Below are 18,942 nucleotides of genomic sequence, written 5' to 3'. Positions count from 1 at the left end.
CGCGCTTGCCCTGGTCGGGCGCCGGTAACCGCCCCGGTCGGCGGAGAACCGTCCCAGTGGGTGCCACCCGGTGGCCGACCGGCGCCGCCCGGGATTGCATGGGAAGCCCGATCCCCTGCTCCGGGAGGCAGTCGTGTACGAGATGTGGGCCGAGACCGATCCGGCGGTGGAGCCGTCGGGTCTGGTGTGGCACGTGGTGTCGAAGGACGACGCGTCGACGGCGCTCTGCGGGCAGCTGCTGGAGCTGTCCCGGCGCGTGGTCCCGAACGGCCTGGACGGGCCCGACGGGGTGCCGGACCGCTACTGCGATCCGTGCCTGGTCACGGTGCGCGAGACCATGGCGGCGGCCGCCCGCTGACACGCGACGGGGGCGTGCGCCGATCGGCGCACGCCCTGAGGCACGTCCGTCCGAGGCACCCGTCAGCGGACGAGCAGGACGCCCGGCCCCAGCGGGCCCTCGACCAGGGACCTGGCGGCGTCCGCGACGCCCGCGCCGCTGCGTCGGGGCGGGCGGCGGATCACGGGTTTGGCCGTGCGCCCGTCGGCTAGCCGCCCGGTATGGACACTTCCACTCATGACCTCCCGCAGAGCCGGCCGTGGTCGCGGCGGCTGCGCGCCGCCCTGGACGCGCCGGCCGAGTGGCGCTTCCTCGACCGGGCCGCCGCACCGCTCGCCGACGCGCTGAACGGCCTGCCGCTCGGCCGTTCCCGCGACCTGCTGCACGGCGTCTGGCTCGGCCACCCGTTGCACCCCGCGCTGGTCCAGCTGCCGATCGGCTGCTGGGTCTCGGCGGAGCTGCTGGACAGCCTGCCCGGCAACCGCCGGGCGGCGGGCGTCCTGATCGCCGCCGGCCTGGCGACGGCGGGGCCCGCCGCCGTGGCGGGCTGGGCGGACTGGGCCTGCCTGGACCCGCCCCGGCGGCGCACCGGCCTGGTGCACGCCGCCGCCAACAACACCGGTCTGCTGCTGTTCGCCGCCTCGCTGCTGGCCCGCTGCCGGCACCGGCCGCTGCGGGGCCGGCTGCTCGGCCTGGCCGGGCTGACCGCCGTCTCGCTCGGCGGCGTGCTCGGCGGCCAGCTGTCCTACCGGCAGGCCGCGGGCCCCAACCGGGCCGCCGCCGTGCACCGGCTGGCGCCCCCGGAGTGGATCGGGGTGGGGCCAGTCGAGGACTTCCCGCCGGGCGAGCCGGTACGGCGGACGGTCGACGGGCTGGCGGTGGTCGTGGTCCACGACGAGGAGGACCAGTGGCACGTCCTCGCCGAACGCTGCGCCCACCTGTCCGGCCCCCTGGCCGAGGGCACCGTGGTCGACGGCTGCCTGCGCTGCCCGTGGCACGGAAGCGAGTTCCGCCTGCGCGACGGCGAGGTCGCCCGCGGCCCGGCCACCGCACCCCAGCCCGTCCTCCAGGCCCGGGCCCTCTCCGGACACCTGGAGATCCGCCTGCCGAACGCGGGATGAGCGCGCGGCCTGAGGCCGCCACGCCTTGAGGATCACCGGACAGGAACTCGGCCGCCCGTCCGGCACCGGGCCCGTGGAGGCGGACGAGCGCCGGACCGACCCGGCCGTTCTCGAAGTCGACCGGGGCTGGGAGGAACTTCGCGGGAAGGTCCGGGAGCTGGACCGGTCCATGCTGCGTTGAGGGACGCGGACACTACGCCGGGGCGGCCGTACGGCTGGTCAGGCGGGTCAGGCGGGTCAGGCAGGCTCGGCGCTGAGCTGGGTGCCGAGGTCGGTGAACCCGAGCGCGTTCGCCACCCTCCGCGATGCCGGGACCCGGGCCCGCCACTGCGGCAACAGGTCCTGCGCCAGCGCGTGCCGCACCGCCTCCGACCCGGCCACCCGGGCGAGGCCCCGGCCCCGTCGGCCGGGCGCGGTCAGCACCGCCAGATGGGCCGTGCGCGCCGGCCAGCGGCGGTAGCCGGCTGCGGCGGCGATCCGGCCGTCCAGACGGACGGCGAACGCGGGCGAGGTGATCTCGTCGAGGCCCGCCTCGTCGGCGTCGGCCGCCCCGGCGGACCGTTCGAGGGCGGTCAGCTCCGGGTGCCCGGCCGGCAGTTGCTCGACGGACAGGCCCCCGGGGTCCGCCGGGCGAAAGGCGGCCTCCGAGACGTAGGCGAGCGCGGCGGGCCCGAGCACCCGGCCGATCGGGAGCATGCTCGTGAGCACCGCGGGATCGGCCAGTTCGCCGGCGGCCAGCCCCGCCAGCGCCTCGCGGACCCGGGCGGCGGCCTCCTCGGTCGGCGCCGTCACGACGGCTGCCCCGCCGAGGACCACGACGCCCACCCAGCCGGGCGGGCCGAGCCTCGACGCCGGAGCGGCCACCACGCTGACGTCGCCCTCCGCCCCGAACGCGACCGGCGCCGACGCCAGTTCCCGCCACAGGCCTCGGGCCCTCACCACCAGGGGATCGTTCGCCATGGCCCAGATCATCCCAGCCGGGTCGTCGGGGTGTGGGCAGGCCCAGGCGGGGCAGCCGCTGGGCATGCTGCTGATCAGACCACCCGGGGTCTACCGGCCCCAGGGCGACACCGATCTCCTCGTCTCCTGCCTGCACCGGGAGCGCCTCGACGGGGCCAGCCGGGTGCTGGACCTCGGGACCGGGACGGGGGTGGTGGCGCTGGCCGCCGCGCGCAGCGGGGCGCGGGTGACGGCGGTGGACCTCTCGGCCCGCGCCGTGCTCGCGGCCTGGGTGAACACCCGGCTGCACCGCACCCGTGTCGAGCTGTGCCGGGGCGATCTGACCGGCCCCGTGCGGGGGCGGCGCTTCGACCTGGTGGTCGCCAATCCGCCGTACGTCCCCGTCGAGCCCGCCGAGGCTGCCGAGGCGCCCGGGCGGCCGACAGGGGCCGCACTCGCCTGGGACGCCGGGCCGGACGGGCGGCTGGTCCTGGACCGGATCTGCCGGGAGGTGCCGCGGCTGCTCACCGCCCGCGGTGTGCTGCTGCTGGTGCAGTCCTCGCTGGCGGGCGTCCCCCAGACGTTGGCCGCACTGCGCCGCGCCGGGCTGGGGGCGAGCGTGGTGGCCCGCCGCCGGCAGGCATTCGGGCCGGTGATGACCGAGCGGGCCGGGCTGTTCGAACGGCTGGGCCTGATCGCGGTGGGCGTGCGCGAGGAGGAACTGGTGGTGGTGCGCGGTGTCCGGTGACAGTGACCCGGGGAGCAGCAGCCGTCCTGCGGTACGGGTGACGGTCCTGGCCGAAGGGCCGATCCTCGTGGAGGGCCCGGTCGAGGTGACCGGCCCGGACGGCACGGTGCGGCTCTGCGAGCGTCCCGTGGTGGCGCTCTGCGCCTGCCGGCGCAGTCGGCACCGCCCGTTCTGCGACACCAGCCACCGTCGACACGGCGGCCCCGCCGCACGCCGTTCAGCGGGGACCATCGGGCAGGGGTGAGCGCAGCGAGCTGCGGCCGGCCCGCCAGTGGTCCAGTACATGGGCGCCGAACCGGTCGTCCACCGTCCCCGCCGCCGCCAGGCCGAACGCGATGTCCTCGGCCAGTCCCGGCTCGGCGGCCGCGAGTTCGTCGATCACCCCGCGCCGCACCAGCTGCTCGTGCACCGCGTCGGCCTCGACGTGCTCCCGGTAGAACAGGGTTCCGTCCGGTCCCGCGCCCAGGCGCTCCAGGGCGGCGGCCAGCCGGGCGGCGCCGGGCGGGGAGCTGATCTCGATGGCCGCGAACTGGCCGACGGCCGCGCCGCGCAGGGCCCGGTGCAGCCCGAACAACGTCATCAGGTTGACGACGGCGAGCGCGGGCGCGGGCACCGCGTCGAGGTAGTGCCCGTACGCCGGTTCCAGACCGAGGTCGGCCATCATCCGGGCGAACAGCAGCGCGTGGGCGTTCTCGGGGCGTCCGGCACCGTACTCGTCGAAGGTGACGGTCATCAGCACCGCCTGGGCCGGGCCGTGGATCCTGGGCAGCAGCCACAGCTGCGGGTCGGCCTCCTTGAGGTGGTAGACGGAGCGGTGGACCAGGTACTCGCGGGCCTGCCAGCGTTCGCCCTCCGTCTCCAGGTAGGCCGACGGGCCGCTGTCGCCGGTGGCGGTCAGCAGGCGGTCGACGGTCTCGGCGAGCGGTGGCACGGGCCGGGTCGCGGCCCGGACGGCGGCGAGGAACGGGCGTTCCAGCGTGCGGCGGAGGGCCAGCAGCCCGGGGTCCCACTCCCATCCGGGGTGGACGCCGGGCAGGCCGCGGTCGTGCAGTTCGTAGCAGAGGTGGAGGGCGAGCTGGTGGTCCTCGCCCCACGGGTCACTGTCGCGGACCGCGTCCTCCCAGCGGTCGCCGCCCGGCCTGCGGCCCGCGCCGTCGGCGCCGGGCGGGCCGGCGGTCACCAGGGCGAGGACGGCTTCGGAGAGGGGGCCGCGCGTCGCCGGTGCCGGCCTCATCGCGCGCTCCCGGTGCCGGGCCCGGTCCGTGGCGGACCGCCGTCGGCCGGACGGCGCAGCAGCGTCGCGGCGCAGCCGAGGAGCGGCAACCACCCGACGGTCAGCACCGGCAGCGCGGGCCCCGTCGAGACGGCCGGGCCGACGGCCGGCAGACCGAGTGGCACCGGCCCGCCGGTGGCCGTCCACACCCGCTCGCGCAGGGTGAGTCCGAGCCTCCGCAGTGCCGTCGCCGACCCGTGTCGGCCAGTGTCCCGGGCCATGTGTGTCCTCGGGTCCATGCCGTCCGCCTCCTCCGGGTCGCCATTCGGGCTCCGGCCGGGCGGGTTCCCCGGATCCGGCCCGTCGAACCTGCGGATGCCCGGCCCGCCCGACGGCCGCAACGGCGCCGGCCGACCTGTGGCGCGGAAAGGTCGTCTGCCAAGGCGCCGGAGGCAGCCAGCAGCATGGCACCACGTGCCCGCCTCCGGTACGCGCAGGACCGGGAGGAGGCCGTGGTCGACCAGGCGTGGCGGATGCTGTCCACGCCGAACGCGGTGCAGGCACCCTCCGGGGAAGCCCAGACCCCGAACACCCCCGCCACCCGCCCGCCTCCGAGGTGTCGAGGTGGACGGAGGCCCAGGGGCCGGGCCGGTCGAGGAGCGGTGCGAGGAAGGCGAGCTCATGACGGTCTCCCCGGATGGGCGGTTCCGCCGCGCGCCTGCCCCGTGCCCCCGACCGGCACCCGGACACCGGGCGCGCACCCCGGAACCGCCGGACGGGCGGAGCCGTCCGTGCCTCCGGCATCGCGTTCCGGGGTGCGGCCGGGTCGAACGGACGGGGTGCCGGTCAGGCGGCCGTTCGGGCGGCCGTTCGGGTGGGCAGCGGCGGCCTGCTCAGCCCGGTACCGGCGGCCGGGCGAGGAGGCTGGTGTCCAGGGCGGCCAGCAGTTCCCCGGTATCGGCGTGGACCTCGGCGGCGCCGGCGCCGAGGAGGTCTTGGGCGGAGTGCCCGCCGCTCTCGACGGCCACGCACGGCACTCCGGCGCGTCCGGCCGCGGTGACGTCCCAGAGCGTGTCCCCGACGAACACCGCCAGTTCGGGGGTGCTGTCGGCACGGTCGAGGGCGGCCCGGACGAGGTCCGGCTCGGGTTTGGTGGCGGCGACGTCGTCGGCGGCGGTGACCGCCTCGATCACCTCGTCGGCGTCCAGCACGGCGCGCAGCGCGGTCAGTTCGCGCTCCGAGGCTGAGCTGGCCAGCACCACCCGCCAGCCCCGGCGGGCGCAGGAGCGCAGCAGTTCGGCGGCGTCGGGCAGTGGCCGCACGACCGGCCAGTAGCGGGCGTAGAGGGCGTCGTGGGCGGCCGTGACGGCCTCGTCGTCGGCTCGGTCGCGGTCCTCCCCCAACAGGTGGTCGAGCAGCCGGTCGGCGCCCATGCCGACGGCGCGGTGCACCCGGGCGGCGGGGACGGCGCGCTCGTACTGGCGCAGCGCCTCCCACCAGGCGAGGGTGTGCAGATAGGTGGTGTCGAGCAGCGTTCCGTCGACGTCGAAGAGCGCAGCCGGGCCGGCGGTCATGGGGTTCCTCCCGGGGAGTGAGGGCTACGGCGGTACCGCCTCGTGGACGGCGAACGCTTCGGTGGCGCCGGTGAGTTCGAGTACCCGGCGGACCAGGGGGCGGGGGCGGGCGAGTTCGATGCGGCTGCCGAAGCCGGCCGCGCGGGCGGTGGCCTCCAGCAGCACGCCGACGCCGGTGGAGTCGCAGAACACCAGGTCGCCGCAGTCGATCACGACGACCGTGCCGGGGAGGGCGAGCACGCGGTCGAGGGCGTGGCGCAGCACGACGACGGAGTCCAGGTCGAGTTCGCCGTGCAGCGCGAGGACGCTGCCGTGGGCCCACGGCCTGGCGCGGACGGTGAGTCCGGCGGGCGCGTCCGGCGCGGTCGCGGTGCCGTCGGGAGGGCGGGGCCGGCGGTGGGTCATGGCGGGTGCTCCTCGTGGTGCGCGGTGCCGGGGGTCGCAGCGGCGGCGACGATCAAGGGTGGCGGCGAAGAGGAGCCGCGGCCACCAGCGGGATGTGGTCGGAAGCCTTCGGTGACCGGCGCTCCTCCTCCTTCGTGCCGACGGCCCCCCGCAGCGCGGTTAACCGCTGCGGAGGGCCGGAAACGCCCGGAGGGAGGCGAGTTGTCAACCGGGTCCGGTCGGAGCGGTCGGCCGGGCGTCCGCCTGGCGGTCCTCCAACTGCTCGCGCAGGTGGGCGAGGGTGGCGGAGAGCAGTCGTGAGACGTGCATCTGCGAGACGCCGATCCGCTCGGCGATCTCGGACTGCGTCCGGTCCTCCCAGAAGCGCAGTTTGAGCACCACCTGCTCGCGGCGCGGCAACTGCCCGAGCAGGGGGCGGACGGCGGTGCGGAACTCCGCCAGCTCGATGCCGGGGTCGCAGGAGCCGAGCCGGTCCAGCAGCGCGCTGCCGGACTCATCGGTGTCCTGGTCGCGCAGCGCGTCCAGCGAGTTGGGCCGGTAGACCCGGCCGGCGACGAGCCCCTCGACGACCTCGTCGACGGTGAGGTGCAGGTCCTCGGCGATCTCCTCGGGGCGCGGGAGGCGGCCGAGCCGCTGTTCCAGCCGGTCCGAGCCGCGGGCGACGCTCAGGTAGAACTCCTGCATCCGGCGCGGGACGCGGACGGGCCAGGAGGTGTCGCGGAAGAACCGCTTGATCTCGCCGGCGATGGTGGGGATGGCGTAGGTCAGGAACTCGACGCCGCGGGCCGGGTCGTAGCCGTCGACCGCCTTGATCAGCCCCACGGTGCCGACCTGGAGGATGTCGTCCATGTCCTCCGGGCGGTGGCGGAAGCGGCCGGCGATGAAGCGCACCAGCGGCATGTTGAGTTCGATGATGGTCCCGCGCACGTAGCTGTAGGCGTGCGACTCGCGGGGCAGCCCGGCGAGCCGCTCGAAGAGCGCGTCGCTGAGCTCGCGGGCCTCGGTCTTGCCCATGACCCGCAGCTGCGCCTCGGTGGGGCGCGGGGGCAGGTCCGGCGGCAGCCCGTCCGGGGGTCCGGAGGGCGCGGTCGACGGGGCCGGCGGGGGTTCGGCACGGTGGCCGGTTCGGAGTGTCGGTGCGGACACGGCGGTTCTCCAGGGAGCGGGAACGCCTGGGCCGCGAGGAACGTAGGGCGCAAGCGCCCGCGCGTACCGGGGCTCCTCTTTCCCGAAGACCTCTGTCCGGCTTCTTCAAGCGACGGTCCAGGTGGCGCCCGACGGGCGCCGGAACGGCCGACGGTGGTACGCCACGACCGCTCCGTTGGTGTTGGTACCCACTACGGGGCGATTGATGCCGGTTCGCCCCGGTTCACCTTCCGCGAAGTGGGCGGCAACTGTGCGGCCGCGTCCAGCGGGCGGCCCGCCCCGCCCGGCAGCACGAGCCGCATCGTCCGCAGCCGCCGGTCCGCCCGGAGGCCGTCCTCGGTCTCCGCCAGGATGCGCCGCTCCCGGCTCGACAGCCCCGGACCGTCCATGACCGCCGCCTACCGGTGCCTGCGGTCCCCGGACGCCCGGGCGGGTGCCCGGTCCCCGGACCGGCGATCCGCCTCAGCCGCCCGGCAGCAGGGTGCGCAGCGGACGGGCGGTGGCCTCGGCGGCGGGCCGCGTCAGGTGCAGGGCCGTGTGGAAGTGGCCGTCGGTCTCCTTGCCGAGCGGGTCGTCGCCCGCCGCGGACACCGCGGCGATGGCGTAGTCCCGCTCCGCGGGGTCGGTGAAGCGCCGCTGCGGGTAGGTGCGGGAGGTGTCCTTCTCGGTGACCAGGCCCAGCGGGACCAGTCCGTCGGCGATGGGCCGGTAGGAGCCCGTGCGCAGCACGAAGGCGGCCACCCAGGACGGCTGCGCCATGTCCTCCAGCAGGGGGCGGAAGGTGCGGGCGGACAGGAAGCTCGCCCCGCCGGTCAGGGTGATCAGCCGGGTGCCGCGAGTGGCCCGGTACAGCTCCGGGCTGGGCGTGGCGGTCTCCAGGTTCTCGACGAACCCCTCGTCGAGCAGGCCGACCGCACGCCCGTAGGCGATGGCCGGAGCGGAGATGTCGAGGCCGACGACGGGCACCGCGTCCGGTCGGCGGCGCGCCGCGTAGTACGCGCGGTCCGACTCGATCAGCTCGGCGGTCGTCAGCCGGGCCACCTGCGGCGAAGTGTAGCGCTCGCGCAGGTCCTCCAGCGTGACCGAGTGGTTGAGCAGGGCCGCGTTGATGCCGTACGAGCAGCAGACGTCCAGGACCGTGGCCCGCGGCCCACCGGCCGGTCCCCCGGCCCCGGAGAGGCCGGCCGGCCCCAGGAGGCCGCGGAACACCTCCTGGGCGTGGTGGGGCGTCCGGTACTCCAGCGCCCCCAGCACCCCGAAGTACGGCCGCGGGTCCGGCCGGTCGTAGATCTCGTCGAAACGGGTCATCCGAGTGGGCGTGCCCGGTGTGCGGGGGTTCCCGGCGGTGGCCATCAGGGTTCCTCCCTGTTCGGTTACCACAGGCATAGCGCACCGCGCCGCTCCCTGGAAAGGGCGCCGCTCCCGCGCGACGGGACGAAGGAGGACACATGGCACGCCCTCGCGTCCTGCTTCCGGTGGTGGGGGGATGCCGAAGGCCCGCCCGGGCGCTGCGGGCAGGCAGCGGCCGGGCGGGCGACCGAGGGCGGACGGGGTCCGGGCGCGGGGTCGGGCGCCCTGGATGCGGACCCCGGGGCAGCCGCCCTCCGGTCAGCAGGTGCCGGCCGCGCGTTCGCGCGCGACCAGGTCGGTGCGGCCCGCCGTGGCGTCCAGCCAGAGCACCCGGGTGCCGCGGTCGGCGGCCGGCGCGTACTGGCCGCCGCGGTTGCAGGAGACCCGCTGCGGGGTGCCGCCGGTGAGCGGCAGCTGCCAGAGCTTCGGCAGCTCGGCGTTCCGGACGGCGCCGCCCGGCCAGGGGAACCGGTGGCCGAAGGTCACCGCCCGGTCCGAGACGGTGAGGCCGACGATGTCGCGCCGGTCGGCGGCGGAGCCGGTCAGCAGGTCGGTCACTCCGGACCCGTCCACGGCGCCCGAGCGGATCGAGCTGCCCGTGCCGCCGTCCTCGGGCCGCTCCACCCAGAGCAGCCGGTCGCCGGCCAGCCGGGTCTGGCCGGCCCTGGCGGCGGCGGGGCCGTCCAGCACGTACCGGGCGACGACCTTGCCCGTGGCGATCGAGTAGACGGTCGGTGCGTGCACGGTCCGCTCGCCGGAGGTCCAGGTCTCGGTCCAGCCGAGCAGGTCGCCCTGGAGGGTGAGGTCGGCCACGTCGTGGCCGTCGGGCAGCGGGACCTCCACCACGGGGGCGCCGTTCAGCGACAGCGCGGGCCGGGTGCGCCGGGTGGCGAAGTCGTACACCCGGAAGGCGACGTTCCCGCCGGAGACCCGGACGTCCGAGAGGACCTGGTCCGGAGCGCGCCGAAGGCTCCGCAGCGGGCCGCCGTCGACCGGGCGGGCCAGCACCTCCCAGCCCCAGGCGCCGTTCGCGTCCGCCCCCATGGCGACCCAGGCGGCGGTGGTGCCGTCGGTGGCGGGCCAGCCGTGCGAGCGGCCGTCCTGCGGGCTGAGCGCGACGGGTTCGGCCCGGCCGCCGACGGTGCCGGTGAGCACGCCGAGGACGCCGCCGAAGCCGTGGCCCGAGGTGCCCGCGACCCAGCGGCCGTCGGCGACGTCCGGGGCGACGAGCCCGCTGGGGATGTCCCCCAGCACGACCCGGCTGTCCACGCCGAGCCGGCGCTGCCAGCCCTGCTTGATCCCGTGCGCGTCGAACGCGCCGGCCACGGTGCGCAGTTGGGCCCGGCTGAGGCCCATCGCACGGCCGGCGGCGAGCACGGCATTGCGGGCGTCGACGAAACCGTCGAGCGGGGTGAGGTACTCGCTGAGCGCCCGGTAGACCAGCCGGTCGGCGGTCAGCGGGTCGAGGCCGCGGCGGATGTCCCACAGCGCGCCGCCGATGATGGTGGAGTTCAGGTGCACGCCGCTGCTGTCGATGTCCGCCGCCACGCCGACGTAGTCGTCGACCGTGGTGCGGCGGTCGTCCAGTCGGCGGTCGGCGCAGGCCTCGGGGGTGCCGGTGCGGCAGAGGCTCTCGCCCAGCAGGGCGGCGCGCGGGTCGTCCATGGACAGGCCGCGGGCGGTCACCTCGATCGCGTTGCCGAAGTAGTCGGAGACGGCCTCGTCCAGGGCGCCGGACTGCCCCGCCAGGACGAGCCCGGCCGTGTGCTCGACGACGCCGTGGGTCATCTCGTGGCCGGCCACGTCGAGCGCCACGGCGAACGGGAACTCCTTGTCGCCCCCGCTGCCGTAGATCATCTTGCGGCCGTCCCAGGCGGCGTTCCGCATCGACTCGCCGAAGCTGGTGACGTTGACCACCGCGGCGATCGGGCCGTTCTTGCCGTCGATGCCCTGGCGACCGAGCCGGTCGCGGTAGAAGTCGTACACGATGCCGGCGTTGACGTGCGCGTTGGCGGCGCCGGTGGCGGCGGCCGAGGCGGGGAGGTCGGGCGTGGCCGAGGCCACCGGCGGGATGCCGGTGGGCGGCCCGCCCTTGACCTCCAGGTACTCGCGTCCCGCCGCGTCGTAGGTGGTGATGACGGCGGGGCGGGTGAGGTCGGTGAGCTGGTAGGTGCCGTCCGGGAGGCGGCCGAGGTTCACCGGCACGGGGTTGCCGTGGACGTCCGGCGCGGTGCCCGTGGCGGGTTCGAGGGCGACGGCGGCAGCCCCGGCGGCCTCGCCGGCGGCCCGGTAGGGGGCCCGCGCGTCGTGCGCGAGGGCGATCCCGCCGGTGGTCGCGTCCACGAACACCTCGCGCGCCTTCGCCCCCCGGGCGGCCGGGTCGGCGCCCCGCACGGTGAAGTGCCGGGCCAGCCGGCCGGTGCCGCCGGGCAGCACCACCAGGCCGTGGTCATCGGCCGTGGCGCCCTCCCGGGCGGCCGGCTCCTCGACCGCGCCGAGCGCGAGCCGGCGCAGCACCTCGTCCGGGACGCTCTGCGTGGTCGGGGCGGTGAGGCCGGTGAAGTACTTGCCGCCCACCGACTCGACGCGCTGCCCGTCGCCCTCGCCGACCAGGTGGACCAGGTAGGCGGCACCGAAGACCGGGATGCCGCCGTACCGCTGGGCGAACCTGACGGTGCGGCGGCCGTCGGCGGCCCGCTCGGTCCCGGTCTCGACGAGTTGCGCGGGGTCGACCCGGTAGCGGTCCTGGTGCGCGGCCAGGTGGGCGAGCGCCGCGTCGGCCGGAGTGGCGCCGGAGGCCCGCTCGGCCAGCCCGGTGACCAGCTGCGGGGCGCCGGTGTCCGCCCCGGCGACCAGCCCGGGGACGGGGTCGGCGTCGGCGGCCGGCGCGGCGACGGCGGGCGGCACGCCCAGGCCGAGGCCCAGGACGGCGGCGATCGCCATGCCGAGGGGCTTGGGTGAACGGAGACGTTGGTGCACTGGGGTCCTCCCACGGGAGATCGAGGGTCCGGCCGCACGCCGGACCGCGCCTGTGCGGCGGGCGCCCACACCCCCACGGCTCGTCCGTTCACCGGAGCCGGCCGCCCGCCTGGCGAACAACATAGGCCAACTCTCGTCATATGTCGATGCTCTGCATATGCAGGTACAGCGAGGGTGCCTTCGAAGTGATGACCTGGCCATGCCAAGGAGATGGCAAAGGGTCACCGGCCCGTAAATACGTGACAAATCCGGTGAATCGGCGAATTGATGACGCCCTGCCAGTCGGACCGCACACCATTCACCACGGACGGAACCCGTCGGTGATCGCCCCGCAGCGCCAAACAGACATCCGATTGTTACCATTGCTCAACACAGAATTCTCTTGGTCGCATACGATCTCGTGCGGACCGGAAACCCGTCCCACCTGCGCCCCCGTCGGGTGCACGCGGGTCAGGCAGCGACGAGGAAGAGAGCCGGAGGAGCGGCGCAGAGGCCGGCAGCTTTCGGGGGACGTGAAACACCCGACACCTGAACCAAGAGCCCCTGGAGTTTCCTTTGCCGATCCGTCCGGCCAATCTCGCGGCCAGAATACGGCCGCTGACCGCGCTGGCCCGCCGCAACCGGCCCGCCGACGGCACGCCCGGCGACCCGGCCGCCGCCGCACCGGAGGAGGTCGCGCCCCAGGAGGTCGCGCCCGAGGCTGCGCACGAGGAGGTTCCCGAGGCCGCGTACGAGGACGCCGGCCAGGAGGAGGCCCGGCACGAGGACGTCTCGCCGGAGGACCCGCGGTCGCCGTACGAGCGGCTCGGCGGGGAGCGGTCCGCACGGGAGGAGGAGCTGCTCGGCACCCTCCCGGGCGTCGTGCGCCACCGCGAGCACCTGGCCGAGGAACGCCGGACGCTGCTCCCCGCCGACCGCCGGGACGGCAACCTGGCCGAGGTGAGCGAGGCCCTGCGGGCGGCGGGACTCCCCCACGGCATCGTGCCCGACCGGCACCCCCGCCACCGGCTGGCGATCCGCCCCGGCGACCGGCCGGCCGTGCTGGAGGCACTGGCCGCCGCGTTCGCCGGCCAGGCCGTCTACGCCGACCTCCTGGAGCACGGCCGCACCCTCACCACCGTGCTCGCGGAGCAGCTGCCCGGCGCGGTCGCCCTGCTGGAGTACGAAGCACCGGACGCGCCGGAGGACTCGCAGGAGGGCTCGCCGGAGGACTCGCACCACGACGAGCAGGACGGCGGGCACGACGGCGGGCACGACGAGGAGCACGACGCCGGACAGGACGGCCGACCGGACCAGCGCGACACGACGCCCCCGGAGCAGGCCGGACCGGTCTGGCCCGCCGACCGGGTCAAGGGCGTGCGGATCTACCGCCCGGCGGTGATCGGCACCCTGCTGTACGGCCCCGAGACCGGCTGCGACCTGGAGTTCTGGGACTCCGCCGCCCCCTCCGAGGGCGCCATCGCCTCGATCGACGAGACACCGTTCGGCTGGTGGGTGCCCTCGCTGGAGGCCAACGCCACCACGACGATCGGCGGCCGGCCCTACCCGCTGCTGGACGTCTTCGCCGCCTCGCTGCCCGAGCAGGTCGACTTCCCGATCGACGCCGTGATCACCTGGGTCGACGACTCCGACCCCGCCTGGCAGGAGCGCCGGGCCGCCGCCCGCGCCCGGCTCGCGCACACCGCCGCCCCGATCGCGGAGGAGGACGGCGTCGCCGAGAGCGGCATCGCGGGCGACGCCGACCAGCGCTTCCGCAACCGCGACGAGCTGCGCTACTGCCTGCGCGCCCTCGCCGCCAACGCGCCCTGGATCCGCCGGATCCACCTGGTCACCGACGACCAGACGCCGCACTGGCTGGACACCGCCCACCCGGGCCTGACCGTCGTCCCGCACCGCGAGCTGTTCGCCGGCACCGACGCGGGCCCGGTGTTCAACTCGCACGCCATCGAGACCCGGCTGCACCTCGTCCCGGACCTCGCCGAGCACTTCCTCTACCTCAACGACGACGTCTTCCTCGGCCGCCCGCTCGTCCCCGAGGACTTCTTCCTCGGCAACGGCATGCCCCGGTACTTCCCCGACAACCGGATCATCCCGCCCGGCGGGGCCGAGTCCGGCGACTCGGTGTACGTCGCCGCCCAGAAGAACACCCGCGGCGCGCTGGCAGCCGCCGTCGGGAAGACCTACCCGCGCACCCTCAAGCACTCGCCGCACCCGCTGCGCCGCAGCGTGCTGGCCGAGAGCGCCGAGCGGTTCGCGGCCGAGCTGCACGACACCGTCCGCTCGCCGTTCCGCTCCGCCGCCGACCTCGCGCCGGTGACCCTGGCCATCCACTACGGCCACGCCACCGCCCGCACCGTCGAGGGCCACCTCTACGACGGCTACTTCGTCACCGACAGCACCGAGGACCTCGCCCGGCTCGCCCAGCTCCACGACGAGCGCTGGGCGGACTACTTCTGCCTCGCGGACGGCACCCGCGACCTGCTGTCGCCCGAGGAGCAGGAGCAGGCCGTCACGGACTTCCTGCGGGCCTACTTCCCGGCGCCCTCGCCGTTCGAGCTCCGCGGGACGGCGCGGGAAGCAGCCGACGAGGCCTCCGACCAGGGCTGACCGGCGGCGGCCCCGGCGCCCCCCGCGTGTCGTACGTCTCATCGGCGCCACGATCTCGTTCGTCCGCGTCTCACTGTGGTGGGATGACCCTCCACGAGTGACGACCGCTGACCGGGGGGCACGCAGTGAGGACGAAACTGATCGGGCTGGGACCGGACGCGGGCGCGCCGGACCTCATCGGACTGGGGCTGATCCGCCTCGCCGTGGAGGAACGGTCGGCGCCCGCGTCCGGGTCCGCGCCCTGGCTGGGACGGCTGCGGGCGGCCGCGTTCGCCGACGCCTGGCTGGCCTTCACCAGCCCCGCGGCGCCCGGCCTTCGGGTGCCCGCCGAGGCCGTCCTACGGGCGGTGGTGCGCGAGGCGGCGGAGCTGGTGCTGCGGCGCCACCACGGGGACGGCCCGGCCGCCCTGGAGCGGCTGGGCCGGGAGTCGGCGGAGGCCCGCGAGTGGGCGCGGCTCGCCGACGCGGCCCACCCGGCCGAGCCCGCCGCGTTCGTCCTGCTCTGGCACGGGGTCCGCGCGGCCACCGCCGGGGGCGACCCGGCCGCCGAGGGCGAGCGCGAGGCCCACACGGCGTACGTCGCCGAACGGTGCGCGGCGTACGTCCGGGAGCACTGCCGCCGCCAGGACCTGCTGGCCCTGGTCCTCGCCTGCGCCCGCACCGCCGCCGACGCGCTGGCGGACCTCACCGGCGGCGACCGGGACCGGGCGCTGGCCGTCCTGGACGCCCACGCGGCCCGCCACATGGCGCCCGGCGCCCCGGTACCGCTCTGGGTCCCCGGCCGCCCCGACTGAGGCCCTGCCGCCGAGCCGCCGAGGCCGCTGCCGGGGCTACGTCGCCTCGCCGTCGCCGATCGACAGGACGAGCGCGGTGGTCCGCCCGCCCGGCGCGTCGTACTCGACGGTCTCCCCGGCCCGGCGCCCGAGCAGTACCTTGCCCAGCGGACTGTCGGCGGTGACCAGCTCCGGGTCCAGCTCCTCGGCGAGTTCGCCGATCCGCACGGTCATCTCGTCGGCGTCCGCGAAGCGCAGGGTCACGGTGCTGCCGACGCCGACGCTCTCGGTCTTCGGCGCCCCGGCGGCCGCCGCCTCGCGCAGCCGCCCCTCCACCTCGGTGATCCGGTCGTCCAGCCGGTCGAGCTGGTCGGCCCGCTGCAACTCGTCGGCCTGGTCGGCCCGGTCGCCGACGTCCTCGCCGCCGCGCAGGGTGGCGGCGACGGCGTCGCGTTCGATGCGCAGGTCGGCGAGCTCCCGCTCCAACGTGCTCCGGCCGGCCTCGCTGATGGGTTCTGGTGCACCGGTCATGGCCGTCTCCCTGGTCGGGCCGCCGCGGTGGGCGGCGAAGGCTGAATCCGGCTTTTCCGAACATAACGGAGTCCGGTCCCCGCGGCTCGGCGACAGCCGTGCCCCCGATCGGTAACGAACCGCCGATCCGTCTTCCCGTGGCCGACGGCGGTCGGTAGAACAGGCGTACCACCATCGCCGAGGCAGGGAAGCCAGCCACCATGAGCACCAACGGTCCCACGGGGCACGGCCAGAACCCGTACGAGGGGTCCGACCCGTACGGTCAGCAGCAGCAGAACCCCTACGGCGGCGCCCAGCAGCCGTACAAGCAGGAGGCCCCGTACGGGCATCCCTACGGAGAGCAGCAGCCGTTCGGGCAGCCCGGCTACGGCACTCCCCCGCAGCAGCCCTACGGCCCGCCGGAGGGATCCTGGCCGCACGGGCACCCGCAGCCCGGCGGCCGGCCGCTCGCCCCGATCGGCGAGCGCCTGGTGGCCCGGTTGATCGACACCTGTGTGCTGATCGTGCCCACGGTGCTGCTCTACGCCGTGGTCGGCGCCTCGTTCCTCTACTACGTGCTCGCGGCCCTGCTCTCGTTCGGCTACGAGGCCCTGCTGCTGGTGACCCAGGGCGGCCAGACGGTCGGCAAGAAGGTCATGAAGCTGCGGGTCGTCGACCTCGGGACCGGCGGCAAGCCCGCCGAGGGCTCGCTGGTGGGCCGCGCGGCGCTGTACACGCTGCCCAACGCCGTCTACTGCATCGGCTCGCTGTTCGCGCTGCTGAACGTGCTGTGGCCGCTGTGGGACAAGCCGTACCAGCAGGCGCTGCACGACAAGCCCGCCAAGACGGTGGTGGTCAAGGAGTCCTGACCCCGCTCGCACCCGACTCCCGCCGACCGGGCACCGGGCCGCCGCCGCGCGGCCGGGCGTCCGGTCGGCCGCGTTCCCGGCCGGGCACCGGGGACGGCCGGGCACCGGGCGCGGAGGAGACCGGGCGCGGACACAACTCGGGGCGGCAGGTCAACATTTACTTTCCCCGCGCGACCTCGCATAGTGGCAGGCCGAAACCGAGAGGGGAGCGCTTCCTGTGCCTCAGGCCGAGGAGAACGTGGTACGCCAGGTCGAACTGGAGCGGGCGGAGGTGGCCGCCGTCGTCGCCCTGTTCGACGACCGGCTCGCCGACACCCGGGCGCAGCTCGCCGTGACGCTCGCGACCCGGGCGGACGGCGCCCGCGAGGCGTACGAGCGGCAGTCGGCGGCCGAACGGCTCGCCCGGGAGGTGCGGCGGCTCGAAGGCGCCGAGGGCGGCCTGGTGTTCGGGCGGATCGACCTGGCGGACGGCACGGCGCTGCGGATCGGCCGGCTGGGCCTGCAGCGCGACGAGGAGGAGCTGCCGGCCCTGGTCGACTGGCGGGCGGACGCGGCGCGCGCGTTCTACGAGGCGACGCCGGTGCACCCGATGGGCCTGCGGCGGCGCCGGCACCTGCGCGTGGCCGAGCGCGCCGTCGTCGGGGTCAGTGACGAGCTGCTCGACGGCTCGGAGCCCACCGCCGAGGACGTGGTCGGCGACGGCCCGCTCGCCGCCGCCCTCCAGGAGCGGCGCACCGGGCGGATGGGCACCGCGGTGGCCACGCTGCAGACGGAGCAGGACGCGATCGTCCGCTCCTCGCACCGGGGGGTCACGGTGGTCCAGGGCGGCCCCGGGACCGGCAAGACGGTGGTCGCGCTGCACCGCGCCGCCTATGTGCTCTACGCCTTCCCGAAGGCCGCCGAGCAGGGTGTCCTGGTGCTGGGGCCGAACGCCCGGTTCCTGGACTACATCTCGCAGGTGCTGCCCTCGCTGGGAGAGAACGACGTCGTGCTCGCGACCTGCGCGGAACTGGCCGGCGGCGGCGCGCTCGGTGCGGCCGTCGGTGCGCCCGGTGCGGCCGGTGCGGCCGTCGAACGGCCGGGGGTGGCCCGGCTCAAGGGCGACGCCGCGCTCGCCGCGGCGCTGGCCGACGTGGTGCGCGCGCGGCAGGCACCGGACGGCGGCCTGGAGGTGCGCGTCGGGAAGGACGACGTCCGGCTGGAGGCGGCGGAGGTCGCCCGGGTCCGGGACGCCGCCCGGGCCGGCGGGCTGCCCCACCACCGGGCCCGGCAGCTGTTCAAGGAGCTGCTGGTGGACTCGGTGACCGCCGCGCTGGCCCGGGGCGCCGCCGAGACGCTGGCGCGGCTCGACGCCGAGGTCGCCGAGCTGACCGGCATCGACCTCGACCGGGTCGCGGCGGCGGACCTGCGCCATCTGGGCCTGGAGGCGGGCCCGGCCGACGAGGGCCCCGGGTTCGACGTCGACGCGATGCGCGCCGAGCTCCTCGACGACGCCCACGTCGAGCACGCCGTCGAGGAGCTGTGGCCGCATCTGACGCCCGTCGCGGTGGTGGAGGCCCTGCTGGGCGACCCCGGGGCGCTGGCCGCGCAGCTGCCGGGGTTCACCGCCGAGGAGCGCGCGCTGCTGCTGCGCGCCCCGGACGCGCCGTGGACCGACGCCGACCTGCCGCTGCTCGACGAGGCGGCGGGCCTGCTGGACGGCCCGCCGGAGCGGGCGTTCGGGCACGTGGTGGTGGACGAGGCGCAGGAGTTCACCGCGTTGCAGTGGCGGATGGTCCTGCGGCGCTGCCCCGGCCGGTCGATGACGCTGGTCGGCGACTTCGCCCAGGCCGGTCCGGCGACCACCGCGCGCGGCTGGCACGAGGCGCTGGCCCCGCACCTCGGCGGCCGCTACGACCTGCGCACCCTGACCGTCAGCTACCGCACCACCGAGGAGATCCTGGCCACCACCCGCGAGCTGCTGACCAGGATCGCCCCGGACCAGCCGGCGGTGAGCTCCGTCCGGCACGGCGAGCGGCCGCGCACCCTGGAGGCGTCGCCCGGCGCGCTGGTCGGCGTCCTGCGCACGGAGCTGCGCGAGCAGGCGGCCGCGCACCCCGGCGAGCTGATCGGCGTGGTCTGCCCGGACGCGTCGGTCGGCGCGCTGACGGCGGCCGGGGTGGCGGAGCTGTCCCGTCTGGTGCCGGCCTCGGAGGCCCGGGGCCTGGAGTTCGACACCGCCGTGGTCGTCGACCCCGACGGCATCACCGCCGCCCGCCCCGGCGGCGAGCGCGACCTCTACGTCGCGCTCACCCGGGCGACCAAGCGGCTGTGCACGGTCCTCGTGCGGGAGGGCTGAAGCCCCGGACGGTCCCGGGCGGCGGGCCGTCCC

Annotated in this window: 19 protein-coding genes; 9 read left to right on the top strand and 10 right to left on the bottom strand. The window is 76.0% G+C overall.

All coding sequences use genetic code 11. The features are described from left to right. Positions 1-133: 133 nt before the first annotated feature. From ACFU74_RS18230 to ACFU74_RS18220, 3 genes are all read left to right on the top strand, one after another. A complete protein-coding gene (locus ACFU74_RS18230) occupies positions 134-358 on the top strand; it encodes a hypothetical protein (protein WP_380757760.1) in 225 nt (74 codons plus the stop codon). 200 nt (positions 359-558) lie between these two features. Next, on the top strand, positions 559-1,458 hold the full coding sequence (locus ACFU74_RS18225; protein WP_380757758.1) for a Rieske 2Fe-2S domain-containing protein: 900 nt from the start codon (positions 559-561) through the stop codon (positions 1,456-1,458). Between the two features lie 25 nt (positions 1,459-1,483). Then, the gene (locus ACFU74_RS18220; RefSeq protein ID WP_380757755.1) at positions 1,484-1,639 is read left to right on the top strand and encodes a hypothetical protein; all 156 of its coding nucleotides are present in this window, start codon (positions 1,484-1,486) and stop codon (positions 1,637-1,639) included. 56 nt (positions 1,640-1,695) lie between these two features. Here the strand turns inward: ACFU74_RS18220 and ACFU74_RS18215 are convergent, their stop codons facing one another. Further along, the gene (locus ACFU74_RS18215; RefSeq protein ID WP_380757753.1) at positions 1,696-2,418 is read right to left on the bottom strand and encodes a GNAT family N-acetyltransferase; all 723 of its coding nucleotides are present in this window, start codon (positions 2,416-2,418) and stop codon (positions 1,696-1,698) included. On the opposite strand from ACFU74_RS18215, the gene ACFU74_RS18210 reads away from it, so the two are divergent. Both ACFU74_RS18210 and ACFU74_RS18205 read left to right on the top strand, forming a co-directional pair. Beyond that, positions 2,417-3,145 carry a HemK2/MTQ2 family protein methyltransferase gene (locus ACFU74_RS18210; RefSeq protein WP_380757751.1) on the top strand — a complete coding sequence of 243 codons (729 nt, stop codon included), beginning with the start codon at positions 2,417-2,419 and terminating at the stop codon, positions 3,143-3,145. The genes ACFU74_RS18215 and ACFU74_RS18210 overlap by 2 nt on opposite strands. Next, a complete protein-coding gene (locus ACFU74_RS18205; RefSeq protein WP_380757749.1) occupies positions 3,135-3,389 on the top strand; it encodes a CDGSH iron-sulfur domain-containing protein in 255 nt (84 codons plus the stop codon). Before ACFU74_RS18210 ends, ACFU74_RS18205 begins: the two co-directional genes overlap by 11 nt. Here the strand turns inward: ACFU74_RS18205 and ACFU74_RS18200 are convergent. From ACFU74_RS18200 to ACFU74_RS18165, 8 genes are all read right to left on the bottom strand, one after another. Continuing rightward, positions 3,363-4,379 carry an iron-containing redox enzyme family protein gene (locus ACFU74_RS18200; RefSeq protein ID WP_380757747.1) on the bottom strand — a complete coding sequence of 339 codons (1,017 nt, stop codon included), beginning with the start codon at positions 4,377-4,379 and terminating at the stop codon, positions 3,363-3,365. The genes ACFU74_RS18205 and ACFU74_RS18200 overlap by 27 nt on opposite strands. Continuing rightward, the gene (locus ACFU74_RS18195; RefSeq protein ID WP_380757745.1) at positions 4,376-4,657 is read right to left on the bottom strand and encodes a hypothetical protein; all 282 of its coding nucleotides are present in this window, start codon (positions 4,655-4,657) and stop codon (positions 4,376-4,378) included. Before ACFU74_RS18195 ends, ACFU74_RS18200 begins: the two co-directional genes overlap by 4 nt. Positions 4,658-5,251: 594 nt before the next feature. Beyond that, positions 5,252-5,932 (bottom strand): HAD family hydrolase, encoded by a 681-nt coding sequence (locus ACFU74_RS18190; protein ID WP_380757742.1) that lies wholly within the window; start codon positions 5,930-5,932, stop codon positions 5,252-5,254. A 24-nt stretch (positions 5,933-5,956) separates the two neighbouring features. Further along, the gene (locus tag ACFU74_RS18185) at positions 5,957-6,337 is read right to left on the bottom strand and encodes an STAS domain-containing protein (protein WP_380757740.1); all 381 of its coding nucleotides are present in this window, start codon (positions 6,335-6,337) and stop codon (positions 5,957-5,959) included. A gap of 204 nt (positions 6,338-6,541) precedes the next feature. Continuing rightward, entirely contained in the window at positions 6,542-7,483 is a 942-nt protein-coding gene (locus tag ACFU74_RS18180) for a SigB/SigF/SigG family RNA polymerase sigma factor (RefSeq protein ID WP_380757738.1), read from the bottom strand. Between the two features lie 191 nt (positions 7,484-7,674). Then, a complete protein-coding gene (locus ACFU74_RS18175) occupies positions 7,675-7,872 on the bottom strand; it encodes a hypothetical protein (protein WP_380757736.1) in 198 nt (65 codons plus the stop codon). A 73-nt stretch (positions 7,873-7,945) separates the two neighbouring features. Next, the gene (locus tag ACFU74_RS18170) at positions 7,946-8,791 is read right to left on the bottom strand and encodes a hypothetical protein (protein ID WP_380757734.1); all 846 of its coding nucleotides are present in this window, start codon (positions 8,789-8,791) and stop codon (positions 7,946-7,948) included. A gap of 300 nt (positions 8,792-9,091) precedes the next feature. Then, the gene (locus ACFU74_RS18165) at positions 9,092-11,812 is read right to left on the bottom strand and encodes a M4 family metallopeptidase (protein ID WP_380757732.1); all 2,721 of its coding nucleotides are present in this window, start codon (positions 11,810-11,812) and stop codon (positions 9,092-9,094) included. A 555-nt stretch (positions 11,813-12,367) separates the two neighbouring features. On the opposite strand from ACFU74_RS18165, the gene ACFU74_RS18160 reads away from it, so the two are divergent. Together ACFU74_RS18160 and ACFU74_RS18155 are read left to right on the top strand one after the other, a co-directional pair. Then, a complete protein-coding gene (locus ACFU74_RS18160) occupies positions 12,368-14,419 on the top strand; it encodes a stealth family protein (protein ID WP_380757730.1) in 2,052 nt (683 codons plus the stop codon). 125 nt (positions 14,420-14,544) lie between these two features. Then, positions 14,545-15,213: a hypothetical protein gene (locus ACFU74_RS18155; RefSeq protein ID WP_380757728.1), complete on the top strand. Its 669-nt coding sequence runs from the start codon at positions 14,545-14,547 to the stop codon at positions 15,211-15,213. 36 nt (positions 15,214-15,249) lie between these two features. On the opposite strand, the gene ACFU74_RS18150 is transcribed toward ACFU74_RS18155, so the two are convergent. Then, positions 15,250-15,723, bottom strand: coding sequence for a GreA/GreB family elongation factor (locus ACFU74_RS18150; protein ID WP_380757726.1), 474 nt, complete (start codon positions 15,721-15,723; stop codon positions 15,250-15,252). Positions 15,724-15,923: 200 nt separating this feature from the next. On the opposite strand from ACFU74_RS18150, the gene ACFU74_RS18145 reads away from it, so the two are divergent. After that, on the top strand, positions 15,924-16,571 hold the full coding sequence (locus ACFU74_RS18145; RefSeq protein WP_380757724.1) for an RDD family protein: 648 nt from the start codon (positions 15,924-15,926) through the stop codon (positions 16,569-16,571). Between the two features lie 217 nt (positions 16,572-16,788). Then, positions 16,789-18,909, top strand: coding sequence for a HelD family protein (locus ACFU74_RS18140; RefSeq protein ID WP_380757722.1), 2,121 nt, complete (start codon positions 16,789-16,791; stop codon positions 18,907-18,909). Positions 18,910-18,942: the final 33 nt, after the last annotated feature.

The organism is Kitasatospora sp. NPDC057500 (assembly GCF_042802195.1).
Lineage (GTDB): Bacteria > Actinomycetota > Actinomycetes > Streptomycetales > Streptomycetaceae > Kitasatospora.
This window is presented reverse-complemented; position numbering and strand designations above follow the sequence as displayed.